Below are 20,709 nucleotides of genomic sequence, written 5' to 3'. Positions count from 1 at the left end.
GATATTTATTCCGTGAGCATAAACGAAATAATCGCCCGTAAAATAAGAGAGCTTAGAGAATCTAGCTTTTCTGGCAAAGGTATCTCTCAGACGGAATTAGCAAAAAAACTAAATAAGACAGCAAATACAATATCTAGATGGGAAACAGGTGAATATAAACCAAAAATCGAAGACCTTTATGAACTAGCTAAGTTTTTTAAAGTCTCCATACTGACCTTTTTACCAGAAGATTCTATCGGGCCTCAAAAAGAACAACGAATAGAGATGATGTTTAGAGGAATGTCAGGCCTTTCCGAAAATGAGCTAAATGAAGTTTCAACATATATGGAATTTTACCTTACCAAAAAAAGGATAAATGCCGAGCAAAAGAAAACCCCAGGAAGAAAAAGAAAAGATGAATCAAACACGTTTTGAATATTATGAATCCTTAAAATCTGGGGCAAATCAGCTTAGAAAAAAATATGAAATTGATTCACCAAGAATCTTACCAAATGAAATTAAGAAAATTATGAAGGCAGAAGGAATTCAAGAAATAGTATATTGGAATGACTTCAAAAATGTTCGAGGGGCATATATAATTCATGAAGGAATTTCACATGTAGTAGTGAATAAAAACCTAAAAAGAGATCCAAAAACCTTCACATTAGCTCATGAACTGAAACATCATTTATATGATAAAGAACTCGGCAGCCTTTATTGCTCGAACAATAACATACACGAAAAACTTGAAATTGGTGCAGAAGTTTTTGCAGCAGAGTTACTATTTCCAGACCAATTGTATCTTTTCCATCTTCATGAGCTGGGAGTTACACGTGAAAATTTTCAACCAGAACACTTAGTTTTATTAAAATATACAACTGACACGACCCTAAGTTATTCTGGTTTAGCCAAAAAAGCAGAATTCCTACAAATTGCAGAAAAAGGAAGTTTAAGTAGAATTAAATGGGAAAAACTAAGAGATGAAGTTTTAGGCGATAAGATTTACAAGAGAAGTGCTTAGGTCTGAAACAGAACAGACTAACTTCCGATTTAGGTCTTCTTTGCATAAATTATAGCCAAATTTTTTAATGAAAAATACTTAATTTAAGGCTTCATATAAAATTCTTTCAAACGATTATCTTTTAGGAAATTTCGGGAATATTGAAATTAATAATTAGATATTTCATATTACTTTTTTTCAATTTCCACAATTGAATCCAGGATTACAAATCGATTTATGAAGGAATACAAATACATCTCAAAATATTCTCTATTGAATTCTTCAGTAAAGCTACCATACAAATTATTTGTATTTATCACAACATCCAATAAACCAGAAAATCCTGATCCACCTTGATTCATTCGCAATATAGCTAACTTATCTTCATAAGATTTTACAAAAAATGATTCTCTACCATTGTATGGAGTTTCAAGCAGACTTAAAAACAAAGCTTCATAATTAATATCTGGATTTAGCTGTAAGTTATATTCAATCTCAGAATATTCATCGTCTATTTTTCGAATATTTAAAAGTAATTCCCCTGCCTTATTTTTAATCGAAATTTCCATATGCAACCTCACTTCATAGATAATTATAACTTTGAACTACATTTACTATTTAATATTTTAAATTCGGGATATACTAACGCAGACAATGTTCCCCCTTGCCCACATCCAGTATCCAGAAACCAATGATTATTCATTTTTTTAATTTTTCTCATTGGCAGATGTCCCTGAATTATAAGTTTATTGGTTACATGGTCGAGATTCCCCCTGAAAGACGAACTAAGAAGGCTTTGTATTGTTTGTTTTTCTAATGGTAACCGATCATCGACACCTGAGTGAGAAAAAAATGCTGACTTGGTCTGATAGGAAAATTTCAAAAATCTGCTAAGCCAATATACATGTTCCTCCCCTATACTGAAGTGATTTAAAATTTCTTTCCGCTTAGATTTTGAATTTCCATGCTTTTCTAAAAATTGTAAAAATTCCCAATCATGATTTCCATAAAGAAAGACATTATTTTGATCAAGGTTAATTAATGTATTCAGTGTTTCCTTTAGTTTCGTGCCATAATCAAAATAGTCTCCGAGAAACACTAATTTATGATTTGGATATTCTTGACATTTTACTAGAATTTTCTTTAAAGGTTGAAGCGATGCGTGAATATCACCAATTGCGATCCATTTTTCAAATGTTTCATTACCATTTTCACTGCATGAATCAGTTAGTTTTATTTCGTTATGAATTTAAAAACCTCCCCAATTGAATAATATTTTATGAAAGCAATTTTAGGATCTTTATAAGCCCAGAGAATTCCTGCATTTCTTAATTTTCGCTGTTTAAGTCTCAAGAAATTTGAATCCAAATTGACCACATAAGAAGCATTATCAAAACTATGGGAATCCTCTTTGTGACTTTTCTTAAATTTGCAATTGTGTAACCTAAGCGAATCTAAATTAAAACTATGGAAAGAGTCATTATTGCCAATCGAGTTGGGTAATATGATACGTGAGAATCGGTTCTCGTAATCAGAAAACCATTCTCCATTCCATTTGATTGAATGTATAAACCCGTAATATGTAATAATTTCTTTCAGTCTTATTTCCTTCTTATTCAATGTTTAAAGTTCTTTAATTTAGTAACTTCTGAACTAACGGCTACTATATCATCAATAGAGTTTTGTCAACTAATTTCACATGTTCTACTAATATATTGAAGGATTTAAACAAGTAGAAAGGAAATGACAAGGGTAAACTGTAAGAAATTAGTAATGAGGATTAATTAAAATGAAATCATTAACTCCAGTTTAGCACAGCACTTGCGTTAAAATAAGGTCTTGTATAGTAATTCGAAGTGGTATTAGCGGAGCTATGTCCTAACAATTTTTGAGTAGCTATTGATCCAAAATGATCAAATGTCTTCTGTGCAACTGTATGCCTCAGAGCATGTGGATGAATCAGTTTACCCGAAGCTGTCTTAACACCCCAATTATTTACAATCCACTGAAGTCCCCGTGTACTTAACGGAGATCGTTTACCATTTTTCCTTTTAGGCAATGACAATAGAAAGAAATCAGATTTCTCACCTATTTGGCTCTGATAATTCTCTATCTCTTCAAAAACAATCTTTGAGATTACTGTATAGCCAAACTTCCCTCCCTTCTTTCTGTATTTAATTAGAATGTCACCTTCTGGAGAGTGAGTAACATTCGAATACCTTAAGCCTACAAGTTCTTTTGCACGCAGTCCTGTGGATGAAGCTAATAGAAAAATTATCCTATCTCTGAGGTCTTTTTCACTCTTTGGTTTTGCGAATTTAAGGGATAATTCCCGCATCGTAGCATCGGTTAACCCTTTACCTACCATCTGCCCAATTGATGGCTCAGATTTGATTCTGTGAGGTTTTAAGCTGGGTTTTGGGACTCTTTCAGAGGGAAATTGGATTACTCTAGCATTTTCCATATGAACACCTCCTCAAAGAGTGATTACTATAATAATCACTACGCTAATTGTCAAGTAAATTTAGGATAAATGATCAAATCAAAACTTATCTTAAGGGCTTCACACAGACTTAGAATGGAATCTAGGGAGGCACTAGCGTGGTTATCAGATAAGATTTTTTGTATTTGTGAATAGGATAAATCCGTAATATCTACAACCATTCGAATAGATAGCCCTCTTCTCTTGACTTCAGACCTTATTGCCTCAATAGCTTTCTTTCTAACATGAGTGAGTAACATAATAATCACTAAGTTAATTGATAATTCTAAAATAAAGTATAAATCTGAGGTTTCGTACTGCTGAATTCAGGAATATTTCGGCAGTTAAATTATTTTGAAATGAAATTTGAAAGTAAAGATTCTTCTACGAATCTTCTAACAAAGAAAAATACATGAGTGTGTGGGATTGGGACAGGCGGGGATAAAAGATAAGAAAAACTAAAATTGTCAAAAACTACATTTTTCCTGTAAATTGAAGAATAAGAATATTACGGGAATAATGTAGATTCCTAAAACCTTCCCCTTTTTCCCCTAGAAACAATCTTCTTGATTTAATAAATCCTAAGAACCAGAGTCCCTAGGCTTCCTCTTAGTCAGTCCTTTTTACCCACACCCCACCACACACACCCATATGTATTTTCTTATCGTAAGCAAATTTGTAGAGTCTTCACAAAGAAAAAGTGTCAAGAAAAAATATTTAACGCATGTTACACTTTTTTTTCCCAAGATAACCTATTTTTTCATTTTTTCTGAAAAAAAAAGGTAATCAACTGTCATATATATAAAAGAAAAGACATGCTAAACAATGAATATATAGAAAAATTAAATGATAGGTTACCTAAGCAATTAAAAGGATTCGAATACCTTTTTTTGGATGTGATAGTTAAAGGGGAATATAATAAAGACCTAGAAAAATATAAAGTCAAAAAAGCTCCTCTAGTATACAACTGGAATAATCTCCCTTTGGAGAACTATACGCTTAATGCGATAAGAAGCATTGCAGAAAAAAACATAATCTTCAACAATGCAAAGAGACTAAAAAATCTATCTGAAAATAAATTAAATCTAGCCCTACTGATTAAATCCTCACCGTATTGTATCATTGATATCGATTCCGCATCTATTAATTTAAAAAGAATCAAATTAATCCAAGAATATGCAAGCCCAGAGGTAACAGATTTATTAAAAAAGTTCCTTGAAGCATTAAGTGATACCTTCACTGTATCATCAGGTAATAACGGGTTCCACCATTACTTCTATGCCCCTGACTTAAAAAGCAGAATAAACTCAAGCAAAACAAAATGTTTAAAAGTGAACAATCTTCTCACAGAAGAACAACTTAAAGAATACAACAATAACGTAGATGAGAAATATAAACTGACATACAACCAAAGTCTCGACATTGATTTCCTCTCAGACTCCAGCTATATAATTATACCTCCATCATCCTTTAGATTTTATGATATGAAAAAGAATAAATGGATTCAGAATTACTATGAGGTCTATAAAGACAATGGTGTAAAGAACCTTGATGAAGACCTTATTGTAAAACTTCTTGATCTTAGAGAGGAAAAGGAAGCTAAAAATAAAAACTCTAAATTTATAAGCTCCTTGGTAACGATAAATCAACTAAATTCATCTTCTATTTTCAGCAAACTTAGAGACATTAATCCCACGGAAATTTCAAACGAATTATATATTGAAGTCGTCGCTAAAGACGAAGAACTGAAAGCTATAGTTGATTGGATCAAATTAAGATATCCAAACCAAGACAGTATATATAAAAAGCAAGTCATTAATTATTACCATAGATTAAGATATTTAATTGAAAGGGACTACTTCGACCAAAATGGATATGCATACTTAGCATATCGAATGATTGATGATTACAATGCGATGAACCATTATGCCCAGAAGAAAAAAGGATTTTATGCCTATAATTACTTTTCAAACGTATTCAAATGTCTAAAATCGAGCCAATATGATAAAGCAGATCGATCCAATTTCGAATACGCATTCGTATTATTAGAATTAGCGAAATCGACTCGCCCTGAAATATTATGGGAAATTATACAAAGAGAACTATCACCGAAAACAAAAATATACGACAGAAAGTATTATTTACAGCTAATAAATAAAATAGAAAACACCGAAATCAAAATTGATTCTAGATATCCAATGGCCGATTTATTTCAATTTTATCTGGATGCATACAAAATAGATTATCGATATTATTTTGAAAGATCAGCGAACTCTAGTGCATTCATTTTCCTCGCCCTTATTGATAGAGCGATTAAAATTGGAAGAATAGATTCTAATTTTTGGGAAATTAAATACGAATCTCTAACAAATATCGGGCTTATGGCACATGTAGACGCTAAGACAGTAAAAGAATCCCTCGAAAAACTAGCGAGTGAAGGTTTCATAATTCTTAATGAAAACAGAAATTTCAAAAATAGAAAAAATAATAAAGATCTTCTTGAATCAAAAATATTTTCTATAACAATTAACCACCAACAGAAATACAAATTGAAAAATATAAATACTATTACGCCTCATGCATTCATAGAACTCCAACATATCACTGGTATAGGAAAAACAGGATCGTTAATATATTCATTCTTGTTGGATAAAAAACCCAGAACATTGCAGGAAATTTACGAATTATTTCCGACTATTAAGAACCCATACAATAATATTAAGCCCAAAGTTAATTTCCTTTACGATATTGGTTTACTCGAATATTTTGAGGAAGATAAAACATATATATCCTCAACTTCAAAACTTTTTTCAAAATTAGTATATGCCAAAGAAATTGAATTTAAAAACAAAATCAAAAGAGTTCAGACTATTAATTATAGAAATGTAGTTAATCAAGGTTGTGTGGATAGTCTAATTGGTATCAAAAAAAGTCGAAAATCATCTTTAAAGCATGAAGTAGAGAAGAAATTTAAAGACCCAAAGCCAAAACCCTTAGATACGAATTTATTCAGGGCTAATAAAGCAAGGAAAAGAAGAAATTCTTATTTAAATTCTTAAAGGCGTATATCAGCCTCCAATATCACAAATATTGTCTGAGCATCCTGCTTTGATTTCATTATCGATTACTTAGAAAATTTAGAAAATTATAACGATACTATCTCTACTATTCTTATGAAACACTACAAACTTGTTTCATTAACTGAATGCAAAGCCTCAATAATTTTCACATACTCTAACAAGCGAGAAAAAAGACGAACAAAACACAGATACCAGTGCCAGATGTCTGATCACAAAAAATGGAAATTACTCTCCTTGCAAAAGCTAAAAATAAAAAAAAACAACATTAGTTTCACCCAATAAAAACAAGTATAAACTCAATTCTCATTTCTCTTACTGTATTAATAACAGCAGTTACACTATTTTTTCTTATTGACTTTGCAATCAAAAAATACCTACTGGTATTGTTGTAACTGTTCAATCAGTTGCTCAAACAGGATATAAGACCACTCAGGGAGAGAGGCTATCCTTCCAAGTCCTTTCAGTTAGAAAGGCAAAAATCACAAATAACATACAGTAAGAGACGGCTATAGGTATGCCCTCTCCCTAAGGAGTAAAGAATGTTATCAAACATTACGGAAGGATTGTTTAAAAGTTTTACTTTAGATCATTTATCTGAAGTAAACTCATTGATTAAAGATTTGGAATTGCATCAAAATGCAAAGCAACCCTTAGCGATTTTGAATAGGTTACAAATAGCTATTCTAAATAAGCTTGAAATTCCGTTTCGTAAAATATATGGACAATGGAACGGATATGGATACCCAACTTTAGGAAGGTCTATTGATTTAAGAAACGGAGTAATGATACAAGAAATAATCGAGCTATTAAACAATCTTCACAATTTTTATTCAGGTAAAACAATCAAAAGAAAACAAAAAAGAAAAATAATAACCGAAGAAGACAATATTAAAGCTTGGGCAAATAGATTGGCGAAATTGGTCAACGCATCCAATGACGAAACCTTAAATATGTTAACCATGGAAGAAGCTTTAGAAATAGCTGAAGCAAAAATTCAAAATAGGGAAAGAAAAATCGAAAAGTTGGCTAAAAAACAATTCGAGAAATATTCAAAGCCAAGGCAACACTTAATCAATATACTTAGTCGAAAAAAGCCACTTCAAAGAATTGAAAACATATCTCAGGCGAAGGAAATACTAGAGGATTATTATAAGTATAATAAGGCTAACTACTATAAAATTCTTAAAGATAAAAGTAAATTAACCGAATTCGGAATAATTACATTTCAAGAAATTGACGATGATTCAAATTCGAATATGACGAGCAAATTGAATTCAATTTTGAAATTAGATTATAATCAGTAAATAGCAGGTATAATATGAAGATAAGACCAGAAATAGAAAGAAGATGTAAAATCTTAACATTATTAGTGATTAGAATGAAGAAGGAACTTTCCAAAGATGTTTGGGCAACTTATTTTAGTAAAGTAAAACAAGTAGGATCAATGATTGATGAAAATAATCTTATTAAAGCAGAAGAAGAAATGTACAAATTAGAATTACAAATCATTGGTTACATAGAAATGCAGTTCGATTACAGCAGAGTTTCTTGAAAGGATAAAGCCAATTCAAATCAGAGTTAATAAATTACTAATTAACTCCGATTCATTTCAAAATTTTTTATAGAATTTATATTCGAGGGATAAAGTGACCAAACCAATTAAAAAAGTGTCGAAAAAAATATCGGTGGTTAAAACAGAAAAGATAAAAAAACTTACTTATGATAAGACCAAAAGTATTAATCCCGAAGCATCAGACGACGGCGTAGTTACCTATAAAATATCAAGAGAACTTATGCAGTCCATAATTGATCTGCGAGATGATTTTTCTTTAGAAATTGCTAACGACTACAAAGGAACATACATAGAGTTTCTCACAGAGTATTTCGTAAATTGTACGTCAAGCCCTGAACATTTCAGAAACATTGATAGACTCGCCTTACTTCATGAGATGTTGACAGCAACTAATACTACAGATTGGTTTAATAATGCTTATTTTGGTCAATACGAATACTATTATTCATACATTGCAGATAAAAAGGAAAACCAAATTGAACAGCACATTTTATTTGAAAAACTCAAAGCCTCTTTCAACTAGAGGACATTGAACAGAGAACTACGAAAAATAGAAGACCATACAGCAAGGGATATGTTGACAGACTTCATAGAGCCTTTCTACGCAAACACTTCAAAGTTGCTGGTAGCACAAATTTTTATGTAATCGTTGATGAGAAGGAAAAATATTTTCAGGTCTATCTCAAACTTTAGAACAATTAAGCCGACACCAAGGAAGAACAATGGATGGACGTAATCCCTATCAAGTTTTCATTGATGGAATACGAGAATTAGAAAAGGAACCAGATTGATAGTCTAAAATAAGTTAGTTGACTTTCTCAAGCGAACACTGAGTCCGTAACCATTATATCAACCTGATTATTCATCCTTTTGCATAAATATATCACCGAGACAATCTATTTCGAATATTGGATGGTCGTGAACACCTAGCTCTTGCATTCTAATCCTTTCATCGGAGATACTATCGATATGAATCCAAGAATAGGTAATTTCTTCTGATTCACAAATAAGTTCATAAGAAAATTGTCCCAAATATTTGACCTTTAAGGAAAATTTGTCTGGTTCCAAAACTGCAATTCTTTCCCGCTTTTCACTATCGGTATCTTTTTTATTGGATTTTAAATAATAGTTATTAAGAATTTTTAAAATCCTCTGATACCGAATCTTCTCTTTATTATTGCATATTTTAGTATTCACTATACTTTTTTTCCAATATCAGTTCGATTTCGAAATATAGATTTTTACGTTTTATAATCAAAACCTCCAGATTTTTCAAATTGGTTTTGGATCTCACAAACTTATAGTAAACTAATGAAGTTTTTTAATCAACGTTCACCTTTATTATTCCGAAATCTTGAATAGAATTTAAGATACTAATCGCGAATGCTTATTGATGGTATCTTAAATTCAAATAATTCAATTTAAATAGAATTTATAGATCTATTTTGGCTCGTATTTGTCAAATCTCTCCACGTTTACATAATCCAGATTGAAATCATAGGAATTCATTTTTCCCACACATTCTTGTAGAAATATTCCACTAACATACTGCCAATTATTTTGTGTTGATGAATTTGAACCTTCTAACAAACCCAATATATTCACTTCTTCTTGAGCATCTTCAAATGTTATATTAGCGACTGGTCTTTCTGACCCATTTGTAATTTTAGTATGAATTAGATTAAACTTAGCTAGCTTTTTCTTAGGTTCAAGTATGAACTCCTCTTCTGCTAATCCCTTTGCAGATGTTGGATCTGCCCTAAAAAGAATTCTAAACATATCTTTAAAAGTATATATTGAATAGTTATATTCTGTTCGATCCTTAAAATAAACAGGTTTCTCAGCCATAGAATAATATTCTGTATATTTATTTTTAAGGAAGTTCAAAACGGAATTGTCTAACCTGTTTAAAAAGTAGTTCCAAGCAATTTTTTTTCTTAATAATCCTTCCTTCGCTTGTAGACCGCTTAAATTATCTAATTTCCGATCTATAGCCTGAATATGAAGTATCAAATCACGAATTGATTTTTTTCCATATGTATCTTGTAATTCCTTCTTAATAATTGAAGATTTAATTAATAGTGGAATTTTATCTTCATTAGAAATCTTTTTTTCACTTGGACATACTCGGAAATAAAAATATTTCCAAGCGCTGAACTTACCTTCGGAGTCAATACTGCTTGCATCTACAAGCATCGAAGAAGGGAAAATAATTATCTCATTCCTTTCATTTTTTACGCTTGTATAAGAGAAAATCTGATTATCGAAATTCTTTGTTAAATCCCTTTCATTATTATACTTTTCGATATTCTTCCAATCATCCTTGTTTTTGACGAGCGATTGCAATGTTTGAGTCTGTTCCCATCCACCCATGACCTTATATTCGAAAAAACTATCTTTCTCTTGTTCTGATAGCGTTATAAAACCAAAATCGGGACAAACTTTTGTCATAATTGGTTTTTCGTTCAGTATTTGCATTGATTTACAACTAACCATTGATAATAGTAAAACCACTATTCCTAATTTTTTTTTCATTCTCATTCTCCTAAAGTTATATAAAATAATTCATTTCTTACTTTTCTTTCAATGTCCTCAATTTGAATTAGCCTTGATTTATTTGAGTCAAATTCTTGAGATTCAAGAAAACTTATAGTGTAAATTGATCGAAACCAAAACGAATCGGCTAACTCATTTTCTATTATTGCAAATGGAATTATTTTTATATTTGATTTTAAAGGTCTCAGTACTATAGATTTAAAATGTGTTTTTGAATCCGTTCTATGTAAGATAACATATCCTGCTGGAAAATTTATAACCGAGTATTCTTTTTCAAGACGATTATTTATAAAGCTTAGAACTTTAGAAATTTTATTTGAAAATGGAATAAAATTTAATAAGTAAAAAGCCCAGCCAAATATTGGAGTATAAAAATTGAACCACCTTAAAATTAAACAAGTTGGTTCATTAATGACTGAAATTAATGCAGGTAATGATTCTATACCGATGAAATTGCCTAGATAATAAGCATTGCAATTTTTAATAGAAATTAAATTTTGAATTTTATTTACTTTTATACCGCTTAAAAAAAGCAACATTCTCGCAGAAATTTGAGCAAGACCATAACGATATTTTTTTTTCTGAATTAAAGTGCATAATAATATTCCCGTAAATATTATTATATTTACAGGAATTGAAATGCTAATAACTATAAATGGTCTAATTACGTTGATCAGAGTGTACAATTAATATTTGTTACTCGTAACTGTCTTCTTTCTACAGCCATAGCAAATGTAACCTAACCCCCAAGTACAACAAATGATCAGCAGGTGATCGAAAAAACTCCTAGATTCATAAGAGATCGATTTTTTAGGCCCATTTTGTTTTTCATTTTCAGACATCCAATAACCTCACTTTCGTTAAATTTTAACTTTTCAAAGGTATTTTACTAATTAAGAAAAAAATTGTCAAGCAAAAAGAGATGATTTCATCGTGATGGAAGGATCGTGGCGAATTAAGTTATTATGTTCTAAAATGAACTAGTGAGCATAGATTGGGATAAAGTATTAGCTGAATTTTCTGCAAATTTGCTAAAAATTAGAAAAGAATCAAAAAAGAGCCAGGAATTGATCGCAGGTCTTGGTATAAGCGTTAGAAATTATCAAAAAATCGAGAAAGGAGAAACCTTTCCTTCGTTTAAAAGTTTGATTATTATATCACAAAATTTAAATGTCCCACCTAAAACCTTGCTTGATTTGCCATCTTTGAAAAGCATCGGGGAAACAAAGAAAAATTCGTAAGCCTAAATTAAACAAGCATGTTAAATTTTCGTCGGCAAATATCACATACAAAAGTAGTTGTTTTTGTTATGTAATAAGTTAATTCCCCTTCTGTATGGAATATATTTTTAAGGTTTTTAAATTGATAATCAGGCATTGCATTTAGGCCGCAGAAAGATTGTAAGTTACCCTCTTCTTTTAAATAGAATAAATGGGTTTCATTACCAACTTTTATCAGATGTGTTTCTTTCAATGAATTACCATTTTATTTATAAAGCACGAATATTCATACATTGTTGAAAATTCATTACCCGACAATCTGTATAAATTCCATTGAGACTTATGCATTTTAAGGTGACTGTATACCAAATCTTCAATACTGTCAACAACTAACAGAGAGCATAAGAAGATTTTATACTTATCATCGGAAGACTTAAAAAGTAATAGTGAGTATTTTTTTCGAGTAGATATCTAAATCGAAAACCTTATTTATCTATCTACCATTGTAAGAAGAATAAACATTCTAATATATAAAGGGAATATACCTATACGATTTTTTTTTGTATTGTTTATAATCCTCTTTATACAAGTTTTCCAGAAAATCTTCCTCACAACGAACCTGTATTTCAAATATCAAAACAAAAATAATATTTAAATAGAAAACTAGGTGTGTCGGCCAAATAAGCCAAACACCAAGATTCAGAAGAAATAATCCAAGATATGTAGGATTTCTTACTAATCGAAAGAGACCATCCGTAATTAATTTTTCTTTCGAGCCTTCATCGATACCGACTCGCCATGAATTTTTCATTTTTATTTGTGCATACAAACAAAAAGAAAGACCAAACAATCCAACAATAAAACCAGCAATATCCCATTTGATTCCGAGGAAGAGATTAAATTGGGCATTTAACCCAAAGAAATCTATTTTTAACGTATGAATTCCAATAATCAAAATTACATAATATGTTATTACTTTAAAAAGGATATTCATTAAGGATTGTAAATTGGATTTTGATTTACCGATTACTTCTGGATCTTTGCCAGTTTTTTTCTTTTGAATAACCCTTTTGGTTTTCCATAAAAATATATAGAGCGAAAACAAAATTCCAACAAGAACGGTTTCTATTAACATAACAATCTCCCATCAATAACACGAAACTTTAGAACTTCAAAAGACATCTTACAATTCACTATTTAATGGCGAATTTTTTCATCTGTAGCCTGACTGAATTTAAAATGGCGAGAAGTGCAACCCCGACATCTGCGAAAACAGCTTCCCACATTGTGGCCAATCCACCTGCACCTAAGATCAATACAATACCTTTTACTACAAAAGCTAGAGCGATATTTTGCCATACAATCAGTCTCGTCTGCTTCCCGATATTGATTGCCATAGGTATTTTACTTGGCTTGTCGTCTTGTATTACTACGTCAGCAGTTTCTATAGTGGCATCACTTCCTAAACCACCCATTGCAATTCCCACATCACTTAATGCTACAACGGGTGCATCATTAACCCCGTCTCCGACAAAAGCTACGGTTTCCCCTTTCGATTTGATTTCCTTTATCTTGTAGACTTTATCTTCAGGAAGCAAATCTCCATACGCACTCTTTATACCTAGTTTTTCTGAAACGAATTTCACTATCGTGCTTTTATCGCCACTTAGCATTGTTGATTTTACACCAAGTAAATTTAACTTATCAATTGTGATTTGAGCATCTTCTTTAATGCGATCAGCAATAGTAATATAGCCGACAAACTTTTTATCGTAAGCGACTGCAATTACCGTATAAACAATAGCTTGGGGATCAATGTTGTATTCGATCGCAAATTTATCCATCAGCTTAAAATTTCCGACTAATAACTGCTTCCCATCTACCTCCGCTTTTAACCCATATCCTGACATTTCCTCTATACTCTGTAAAGAAATCTCATCACTTACTGAGTCAACAAAGTCGCTGATAGCAGTTGCTACTGGATGACTGCTATGACTTTCCAGTGCCTTTACCATTTTTAGAATTTCAACTTGGTTAAATCCTGGATTGAATACAACTTCTTGGACTTTAAAAACTCCTTCAGTCATTGTCCCAGTTTTATCCATAACTAAGTTTTGAATGCTAGCAAGAGCATCTAAAAAATTACTACCCTTGAACAAGATTCCGTTTCTACTTGCTGCACCAATGCCACCAAAGTAACCCAAAGGAATGCTTATCACTAATGCACAAGGGCAAGAAATAACCAGAAAAACCAGAGACCGATACAACCAATCCTTAAATTGATAGTCTGATATAAAAAAATAAGGGAGTAAACATGTTGCTATAGCTAACAGAACAACAATAGGTGTATAAATCTTTGCGAATTTCCGAATAAGTAATTCTGTAGGTGCTTTCCTAGAAGTCGCGTTTTGAACTAACTCTAAGATTTTACTAAGTTTACTATCTGCGTATACCGCTGTTACTTTTACTTGGGAAACTGTAGTAAGATTAATCATACCAGCTAATACGGTATCGCCTTTTGCTTTCGTATCAGGTTTACTTTCACCAGTTAAAGCCGCTGTGTTAAATGATGCTATCTCAGATAATAATATTCCATCGAGACCAAGCTTTTCTCCTGGTTTAAGTTGTATAATCTCATCAATGTTTACGATTTCGGCCTTTACTGTTTGTTGCTGATTATTTTTTAAAACAGTCACTTCATCTGGTCTTTGATCAAGCAAAGACTTAATGCTAGACTTAGCTCTTTTAACCGCTATGGTCTGAAATACCTCACCAATGGCATAAAATAACATTACTGCAACACCTTCAGGATATTCACCAATCGCAAATGCTCCGATAGTAGCAATACCCATCAAAAAGAACTCAGAAAAGATCTCTCCATTTCCAATGCTAATGCCAGCTTCCTTCAATACAGGGAAGCCAACAGGACTGTAAGAAAGTAAATACCAAAATATCCTAACCCAACCATTAAACCATTCAGGCTTTAATACATTATCGAAAAAAATCGCAATGAGAAGAAGCACTAGAGATATAAGGCTTGGTAAAAATAATTTTATCGGATGACTGTGATCATACTCATTTTCCTCACCATGTTCGTGATTATCTATTTCATTTTTCAATCCTTTTGCCTCTACTTTGGAGTATTCATCTTCTTCCTGAGTGCAACAGAGGGACTTAACCTTAGCTTTCTGAATATATTTATCTTTCATGTTCAATTTCCTCACAAATAATCGCAGAACAATTCTGCTTAATCTTCCTCGAGCCATTCGTAAAATACTGGAAGTAGAAATAATGTTAATAATGTAGAGGAAATAAGTCCTCCGATGACTACAGTTGCCAATGGCATTTGTACTTCTGCACCTAACCCTTCACCAATTGACATTGGAATAAAACCTAAAGATGCAACCAAAGCTGTCATTAAAACAGGCCTTAGTCTCGATACAGCAGCTTCTTGCACTGCTTCTTTAAGAGACATTCCACTCTTACGCAAATGATTTATGTTATGTATTTTGACAACTCCGTTGAGTATAGCAATGCCAGATAATGCGATAAATCCGATTGCCGCCGAAATGCTAAAGTTCATTCCTCTCAAATAAAGAGCAAAGATGCCTCCTGTCGTCGCAAAAGGAATACTCAAATAAACTAAAATTGCTTGTTTATAACTATTTAAACTCTTGAGTAAAAGAAAAAATACAGAGAACAAAGTTACAGGAACGACAATTGCAAGTTTTGACTTCGCCTTCTCCAAATTTTTAAATTGTCCTCCCCAAAATACCTGATAATTATCAGGTATGCGAAGGTTAGCTTCAATTTTTTCCTTTGCTTCTTTAACAAAACTTTCCATATCACGATTTTCTAAATTAATAGAAATCGCAGCATAACGACGACCATTACTTCTGGAAATAGTAATTACTTTTTTTTCCAAAGTATAATTAGAAACCTCACTCATAGAAACTGCACCCAGATCCAGCGTTCCTATCGGCATTTGTTTTAAATCAGAAAGTGAATCACGATATTCTTCTGCAAGCTTCACAACAATCGGAAATTTTTTATCGTTTTCATAGTAGTTACCAACGCTTCGACCACTCAAATATGCATTATATGTGCTATTGAAATCTTGAATGGTGATACCATATCTAAGGATACGATCGTAATCTGGCTTAAAATCTAAAACTTTTCCGTGTCTAAGTGCTAAAATAGGATCAAGTTCAACATCACCCACGCCATCGATGGATTTCAGATTTTCTTCAGCTGCGTTTTGAAGTGAAATTAAGGTCTCTAAATCGTTTCCTAAAATACGAAAGGTAATATCAGCACGACTTCCTTCCAACAATTCGTTGAATCTTGCTTCGACAGGTTGGCCAATAGATATCTCATCTTCAGGAAATTCATTATTCAATCGAATTCTTAACTTCTCGATAAATTCATTCCAGTTCTTTTCCTGAATCAGGGAATCGATAGAGTCCTTTTTCAGGATTACAAAAGTATCAGACATATAAGTGCCCATCGGATCATTCGCAACTTCTGTAGTCCCAGTTCTTGAAAACACAAATTCAACTTCTTTGAATTCACGCAAAAAAGTCTCAATCTTTTTCTGTGATTCGGTGGATTTAGATAAACTGACATTACTATCTCGAACCACAGTAATCATAAGGTCTCCCTCTTTCAGCTGAGGAATAAAATCACCTCCCAACCTAAAGAAAATTAGGCAAGAGACACAAAATAAAGAAACAGCAATTAACAGAGCGAATCGTCTCTGTTTAAATCCGAAAAGAAGAATAGGTATATATAGATTCTTAAGTTTATCGAATCTGCCGTTCTTTTTTGATTTTTTAATGTATCCTTTTACAATGAACAGACATAGCGTTGGAATGATTAGTAAGGTAATTAAGTAACTCCCTCCAAGTGCTAATAATACTGCCTCCGCCATAGGACGGAACATCTTTCCTTCTACTCCATCTAAAGTTAAGATAGGAACATATACAGTTGCTACTATGATAATGCCAGATGTGACAGGTGCCAATATTTCCCTAGAAGCATCCAGCACAAATGATATTGGATCAGAAACAGGACTGTCACCTAATTCTTCCCTCTTCGCAAGCACATTCTCGACCATAACAATGGCAGCATCAACGAGTAACCCGAAATCAATTGCACCGAGGCTCATTAAATTTGCAGATATATTAAAATAATACATCCCTATTGCAGTGAACAACATAGAAAGAGGAATAATGATGGCGACAAAAATGGATGCTCTAAAATTTCCCAAAGCAAGAAATAGAATCAATACAACAAGTAGTGCACCTTCTGTTAAGTTTTTAAATATTGTTGCGATTGTCGCATTAACAAGAAAGCTTCTTTCGCTTAATATGTTGATCTCTACATCTTCGGGCAGTTGAATCTTCTTTAAGAAGTCTTTCAGGTCACTTACAGTTTCCCTACTATTCGATCCCATCAACATCATCACTGTTCCAAGAACTATTTCTTTTCCGTTATGTGTTGCTGATCCTAGCCTCTGCATTCCATGAACTCTTACAACAGCTACATCACCTACTCGAACCAAATTACCTAAGCCATTTTGACGGATCGGAATTTTTTTTAATTCCTCCAATTTCAATCCGCTTCCGAATGATCTCGTGATGATCATTTCATTGTTCTTTTCTATGTATCCTCCTCCAAAGTTATCTCCTACTGAATCAAGAGCATTAACTATCTCATTAATGCTGATGCTTTGTGCTTTTAACTTATTTGGAATTAAATCAATATGTATTTCTTGTGCATATCCTCCGATTGTATCCACTTCAGCAATATTCTTCACATTAGATCGGATTTGATTTCTTATACTTAAGTCCTGTATGGTTCTTAGATATGTCAGCTTTTCTGATTCATCCAACATATCTAGCTTAGAGCCAGATTTTGCGGTAACAGAATACATCAGTATCTCACCAAGCCCCGTAGTAATAGGAGTTAATTCAGGCATAGCCCAAGGAGGTATCCTATCTTTTACATTTTGAAGTCGTTCCATTACGATTTGTCTCGCACGATAAACGTCAGTCCCATCTTCAAAAGTTAAAACCACATTAGATAATCCGAACTTGGACAAAGATCTTATATCTACCACACCAGGAATTCCCGATAACTCCGTTTCGATAAAGAAAGTTATTGTCTTTTCAACCAGTTCTGGGTCTAAGGAACCTGATTTCGTATTCACTTCAACGATTACATTGGAAATATCTGGCAATGCATCAAGTGAAACCCTCGACAAAGAATACAATCCGAGAGAAATCAAAAGGCACGAAAAAATGACTACAAAACTTCTATTCTTGAGCGAATACTCTAATATTTTACTTAACATTGATGGCTCCTTCAAAATCAGGATTATTAGTTAGAAACAAAATCTCGGTAATGTTATCCACAAACTGCATTTGATAGTCGTATATGGCTTCATGAGTTTCATGGAGTTGTGTTTCAAGTTCCAAATAATTAATTAGGCTGATACGGCCTTTGATAAACTCGCTATCTGCATAACTTAACTTTTGCTCTATAGACGAAACTAGCGAAATGGAAAATTTATCTAAAGATCTATTGATTGAATCGTATTCTATTAAACTAGAGTTTAGTCGGGTAGTTAAGATTCTTATCTGATGATTGAGAAGATAAGTTTCAGATAAGGTTCTAGATTGCATACTCTTCACAACATCTTCGTTAGTGTCCAAAGTTGGTATAGCAAACGAGACACCTAAGTCAAAGAATCTATTGGCAACTCCTGACTTATCTTCTCCAACCGAACCTTGCAATTTTATATCCGAATATTTATCTAATCGTGCAAGTTCGACTTCTTCCTTTGCTTGTTGGATTCTGCTCTGAGATTGCTTCAATACAGGATTCTTACTGATCATCGCTGATAAAAGATCCTTCTTAGGTAGAGGATTTCCTTTCTGAAGCCAAGGAGATCGAATTGATATTTCTTTTTCCAATCCTAAGAAAAAATTCAGCTTCTCCCATTCAACCGATCTATTTTTCTCAAGAACAATTAAGTGCTTCTGAAGTGTTAACAAACGATTCTGCACAAGATACAGCTCAACTTTTGTTTCAGGGGAAACGAAAACTTTTTTCTCGATAAAGGATTCAATTTGAGAAACTCGCTTGATCCTATCTTGAATATGAGAAGCCTTTTCTGAAGCGATTAAGTAGGAATATACCAACTTGATCACACTGAATCTATATTCTAACTTACTTTGCTCTAACTCTGCCAAAAGTGACTTTTCACTCGCTTCGGCAATTTTGATTCGTAAGTCTCTCTTTCCTGGATAGTAGAAGTCCTGGCTTAAACCCAATGCGTATTCAGGGCCAGATTCATTACTTGCCCGTCTTCTACCGTAATCCAAAGAAATGTTCGGGTTCTTATATTTTCCCGCTTTTTGTTTTAAATTTTCAGCTTCTTCTACTTTTGCCTGTCCAGAGAGGATTAAATCCGCTTTGGATTCTGCAATACTCAGGATCTGATCAAGAGAAAAAGACTGAGAATATAGCGGTAACGTTAAGAAGAAGCTCAACGCAAACGCATTCCTTAATAATAACATATTTTACTCCAATATAATATAAAGCGAAAGAAGAAGTGGGCTTTATATCAGATTAGAAGTTTAGTATGAGTTAATTGCTGGGAGTAATAAAGGTCAGAGAATACCAGTTCAGGATTTTGGTATTCAAGATGGTTAATTAGTGAGATTGAAATTTCGGAAATAAAGGATACGGAAAAAACAATAAAAACAGGTTTGATGAACTTAGTCGATTCAAAGATAGAATAATCTTTCTGACAAAAACAATCCTCAAAACTATGGGTTTTTCCGTCACATGGAGCTTCCGTATTCTGATGTTTTTCATCAATTACTTTAGAAATAAACTCATCATTTAGACATTGAAAATCGAATGTCTCTAGAAAATTGCAGAATACCGATATTGATATTCCGAATAACAACATAAATGTGAATATTTTTCTTAACATCTATAAAGCCATCATTAAACAAAGAGACAATCTAACTTTCCAAAACTTAACTAGATTTACAAGAAAATTTATTACCTAAATGCAACAGGCTATCAAAATCTCAAAAAAATAAACTCTTTAATTCTGTATTCTTCCAATCAGCATCTACTAGACGCTGATAATCAAAGTTTATTTGAAATCTTATTAAATGGAAAGATTGGAACGAAATCCACAAATATTCCTCCTGATAGAAATTCAATTTCATAAACAGCTTAGCAATTTTCTTGAAATGGCCAAAGATACATTTTAGATTATTTATATAAGATCTATAACCTAGCTTTATCCAAATTTCTCAATTTCTGTTTTCCTATTTCATAAATAGAATTCAACAATTCTATACTTCTATTCATATTTTGTGCAATATCCCTCAAAACAAAATCAAAATCATCTGCACGATTACTTCTCCCCTTCATTGAGATTCGATTACCGTTCAATTTAGTTGAAAGCCTCTTAATTTAAAGGAAAACCAAACTTTAACTAACAATCCTGATTGGTATAGAACCATTTTTCTTAATAATATTTCCAAATATATTTCGAATATTCATTTGGTATTTTTGATAATAACATAAGCAAAAGACTTGACTAACTACTTTATATCATTAAAAACTAATTTGAAAGAAGTAAAATAATTTCCAAAAATCAGGATTCTAGACCATTCTACAGGAGAACATAGTATCAGACTCAAAAACACAAGAGGGCTAAAGATCGGAAGAGCACACGTCTGAACTCCAGTCACACAGTGATCTCGTATGCCGTCTTCTGCTTGAAAAAAAAA

At 32.4% G+C, this 20,709-nt stretch carries 19 protein-coding genes; 7 read left to right on the top strand and 12 right to left on the bottom strand.

Annotated elements, in window-relative coordinates:
• The first annotated feature begins 12 nt into the window (after positions 1–12).
• The gene (locus DI076_RS19635) at positions 13–414 is read left to right on the top strand and encodes a helix-turn-helix domain-containing protein (RefSeq protein ID WP_108961543.1); all 402 of its coding nucleotides are present in this window, start codon (positions 13–15) and stop codon (positions 412–414) included.
• On the top strand, positions 395–1,000 hold the full coding sequence (locus tag DI076_RS19630) for an ImmA/IrrE family metallo-endopeptidase (RefSeq protein ID WP_108961542.1): 606 nt from the start codon (positions 395–397) through the stop codon (positions 998–1,000). Before DI076_RS19635 ends, DI076_RS19630 begins: the two co-directional genes overlap by 20 nt.
• 167 nt (positions 1,001–1,167) lie before the next feature.
• On the opposite strand, the gene DI076_RS19625 is transcribed toward DI076_RS19630, so the two are convergent.
• The 4 genes from DI076_RS19625 to DI076_RS20510 form a co-directional block, all read right to left on the bottom strand.
• Positions 1,168–1,548 carry a hypothetical protein gene (locus DI076_RS19625; protein WP_108961541.1) on the bottom strand — a complete coding sequence of 127 codons (381 nt, stop codon included), beginning with the start codon at positions 1,546–1,548 and terminating at the stop codon, positions 1,168–1,170.
• Between the two features lie 23 nt (positions 1,549–1,571).
• Positions 1,572–2,147, bottom strand: coding sequence for a metallophosphoesterase (locus DI076_RS19620; protein ID WP_282432613.1), 576 nt, complete (start codon positions 2,145–2,147; stop codon positions 1,572–1,574).
• A 630-nt stretch (positions 2,148–2,777) separates the two neighbouring features.
• Entirely contained in the window at positions 2,778–3,443 is a 666-nt protein-coding gene (locus tag DI076_RS19610) for a tyrosine-type recombinase/integrase (RefSeq protein ID WP_108961538.1), read from the bottom strand.
• Positions 3,444–3,493: 50 nt separating this feature from the next.
• Positions 3,494–3,721, bottom strand: a complete 228-nt coding sequence (locus DI076_RS20510; RefSeq protein WP_108961537.1) for a helix-turn-helix domain-containing protein — start codon at positions 3,719–3,721, stop codon at positions 3,494–3,496.
• A 555-nt stretch (positions 3,722–4,276) separates the two neighbouring features.
• On the opposite strand from DI076_RS20510, the gene DI076_RS19600 reads away from it, so the two are divergent.
• From DI076_RS19600 to DI076_RS19585, 4 genes are all read left to right on the top strand, one after another.
• Positions 4,277–6,520 (top strand): bifunctional DNA primase/polymerase, encoded by a 2,244-nt coding sequence (locus tag DI076_RS19600; protein ID WP_108961536.1) that lies wholly within the window; start codon positions 4,277–4,279, stop codon positions 6,518–6,520.
• A 560-nt stretch (positions 6,521–7,080) separates the two neighbouring features.
• A complete protein-coding gene (locus tag DI076_RS19595) occupies positions 7,081–7,845 on the top strand; it encodes a hypothetical protein (protein WP_108961535.1) in 765 nt (254 codons plus the stop codon).
• 14 nt (positions 7,846–7,859) lie between these two features.
• Entirely contained in the window at positions 7,860–8,093 is a 234-nt protein-coding gene (locus tag DI076_RS19590) for a hypothetical protein (RefSeq protein ID WP_108961534.1), read from the top strand.
• Positions 8,094–8,187: 94 nt separating this feature from the next.
• Positions 8,188–8,637: a hypothetical protein gene (locus tag DI076_RS19585; RefSeq protein WP_108961533.1), complete on the top strand. Its 450-nt coding sequence runs from the start codon at positions 8,188–8,190 to the stop codon at positions 8,635–8,637.
• A 335-nt stretch (positions 8,638–8,972) separates the two neighbouring features.
• On the opposite strand, the gene DI076_RS19580 is transcribed toward DI076_RS19585, so the two are convergent.
• From DI076_RS19580 to DI076_RS19570, 3 genes are all read right to left on the bottom strand, one after another.
• Positions 8,973–9,311 (bottom strand): LIC_13246 family protein, encoded by a 339-nt coding sequence (locus DI076_RS19580; protein ID WP_108961532.1) that lies wholly within the window; start codon positions 9,309–9,311, stop codon positions 8,973–8,975.
• 243 nt (positions 9,312–9,554) lie between these two features.
• Positions 9,555–10,649 carry a hypothetical protein gene (locus DI076_RS19575; RefSeq protein ID WP_108961531.1) on the bottom strand — a complete coding sequence of 365 codons (1,095 nt, stop codon included), beginning with the start codon at positions 10,647–10,649 and terminating at the stop codon, positions 9,555–9,557.
• A 2-nt stretch (positions 10,650–10,651) separates the two neighbouring features.
• Positions 10,652–11,356, bottom strand: a complete 705-nt coding sequence (locus DI076_RS19570; RefSeq protein WP_108961530.1) for a lysophospholipid acyltransferase family protein — start codon at positions 11,354–11,356, stop codon at positions 10,652–10,654.
• Between the two features lie 297 nt (positions 11,357–11,653).
• On the opposite strand from DI076_RS19570, the gene DI076_RS19565 reads away from it, so the two are divergent.
• On the top strand, positions 11,654–11,911 hold the full coding sequence (locus DI076_RS19565) for a helix-turn-helix domain-containing protein (RefSeq protein ID WP_245918603.1): 258 nt from the start codon (positions 11,654–11,656) through the stop codon (positions 11,909–11,911).
• Between the two features lie 7 nt (positions 11,912–11,918).
• Here DI076_RS19565 and DI076_RS20090 read toward each other — a convergent pair whose 3' ends face one another.
• The 5 genes from DI076_RS20090 to DI076_RS19545 all read right to left on the bottom strand — a co-directional run bounded on the left by DI076_RS20090 (position 11,919) and on the right by DI076_RS19545 (position 19,473).
• On the bottom strand, positions 11,919–12,143 hold the full coding sequence (locus tag DI076_RS20090; protein ID WP_135358420.1) for a hypothetical protein: 225 nt from the start codon (positions 12,141–12,143) through the stop codon (positions 11,919–11,921).
• A gap of 270 nt (positions 12,144–12,413) precedes the next feature.
• Positions 12,414–13,025 (bottom strand): methyltransferase family protein, encoded by a 612-nt coding sequence (locus DI076_RS19560; RefSeq protein WP_108961529.1) that lies wholly within the window; start codon positions 13,023–13,025, stop codon positions 12,414–12,416.
• Positions 13,026–13,083: 58 nt separating this feature from the next.
• Entirely contained in the window at positions 13,084–15,099 is a 2,016-nt protein-coding gene (locus DI076_RS19555; protein ID WP_108961528.1) for a heavy metal translocating P-type ATPase, read from the bottom strand.
• Between the two features lie 38 nt (positions 15,100–15,137).
• On the bottom strand, positions 15,138–18,245 hold the full coding sequence (locus tag DI076_RS19550) for an efflux RND transporter permease subunit (RefSeq protein ID WP_108961527.1): 3,108 nt from the start codon (positions 18,243–18,245) through the stop codon (positions 15,138–15,140).
• Positions 18,235–19,473 carry a TolC family protein gene (locus DI076_RS19545; RefSeq protein ID WP_108961526.1) on the bottom strand — a complete coding sequence of 413 codons (1,239 nt, stop codon included), beginning with the start codon at positions 19,471–19,473 and terminating at the stop codon, positions 18,235–18,237. The genes DI076_RS19550 and DI076_RS19545 overlap by 11 nt, the downstream gene beginning before the upstream one ends.
• Positions 19,474–20,709 lie beyond the last annotated feature (1,236 nt).

It is taken from the genome of Leptospira ellinghausenii (genome assembly GCF_003114815.1).
Classification (GTDB): domain Bacteria; phylum Spirochaetota; class Leptospiria; order Leptospirales; family Leptospiraceae; genus Leptospira_A; species Leptospira_A ellinghausenii.
The sequence above is the reverse complement of the archived record's forward strand: the minus strand, read 5'-3'. Positions and strand labels throughout refer to the sequence as shown.

Coding starts and splice junctions, on each gene's coding strand:
- DI076_RS19600 (WP_108961536.1), top strand. CDS start 4,277: ATGCTAAACAATGAATATATAGAAAAATTAAATGATAGGTTACCTAAG.
- DI076_RS20510 (WP_108961537.1), bottom strand. CDS start 3,721: ATGTTACTCACTCATGTTAGAAAGAAAGCTATTGAGGCAATAAGGTCT.
- DI076_RS19625 (WP_108961541.1), bottom strand. CDS start 1,548: ATGGAAATTTCGATTAAAAATAAGGCAGGGGAATTACTTTTAAATATT.
- DI076_RS19575 (WP_108961531.1), bottom strand. CDS start 10,649: ATGAAAAAAAAATTAGGAATAGTGGTTTTACTATTATCAATGGTTAGT.
- DI076_RS19560 (WP_108961529.1), bottom strand. CDS start 13,025: ATGTTAATAGAAACCGTTCTTGTTGGAATTTTGTTTTCGCTCTATATA.
- DI076_RS19550 (WP_108961527.1), bottom strand. CDS start 18,245: ATGTTAAGTAAAATATTAGAGTATTCGCTCAAGAATAGAAGTTTTGTA.
- DI076_RS19555 (WP_108961528.1), bottom strand. CDS start 15,099: ATGAAAGATAAATATATTCAGAAAGCTAAGGTTAAGTCCCTCTGTTGC.
- DI076_RS19610 (WP_108961538.1), bottom strand. CDS start 3,443: ATGGAAAATGCTAGAGTAATCCAATTTCCCTCTGAAAGAGTCCCAAAA.
- DI076_RS19590 (WP_108961534.1), top strand. CDS start 7,860: ATGAAGATAAGACCAGAAATAGAAAGAAGATGTAAAATCTTAACATTA.
- DI076_RS19595 (WP_108961535.1), top strand. CDS start 7,081: ATGTTATCAAACATTACGGAAGGATTGTTTAAAAGTTTTACTTTAGAT.
- DI076_RS19545 (WP_108961526.1), bottom strand. CDS start 19,473: ATGTTATTATTAAGGAATGCGTTTGCGTTGAGCTTCTTCTTAACGTTA.
- DI076_RS19630 (WP_108961542.1), top strand. CDS start 395: ATGAATCAAACACGTTTTGAATATTATGAATCCTTAAAATCTGGGGCA.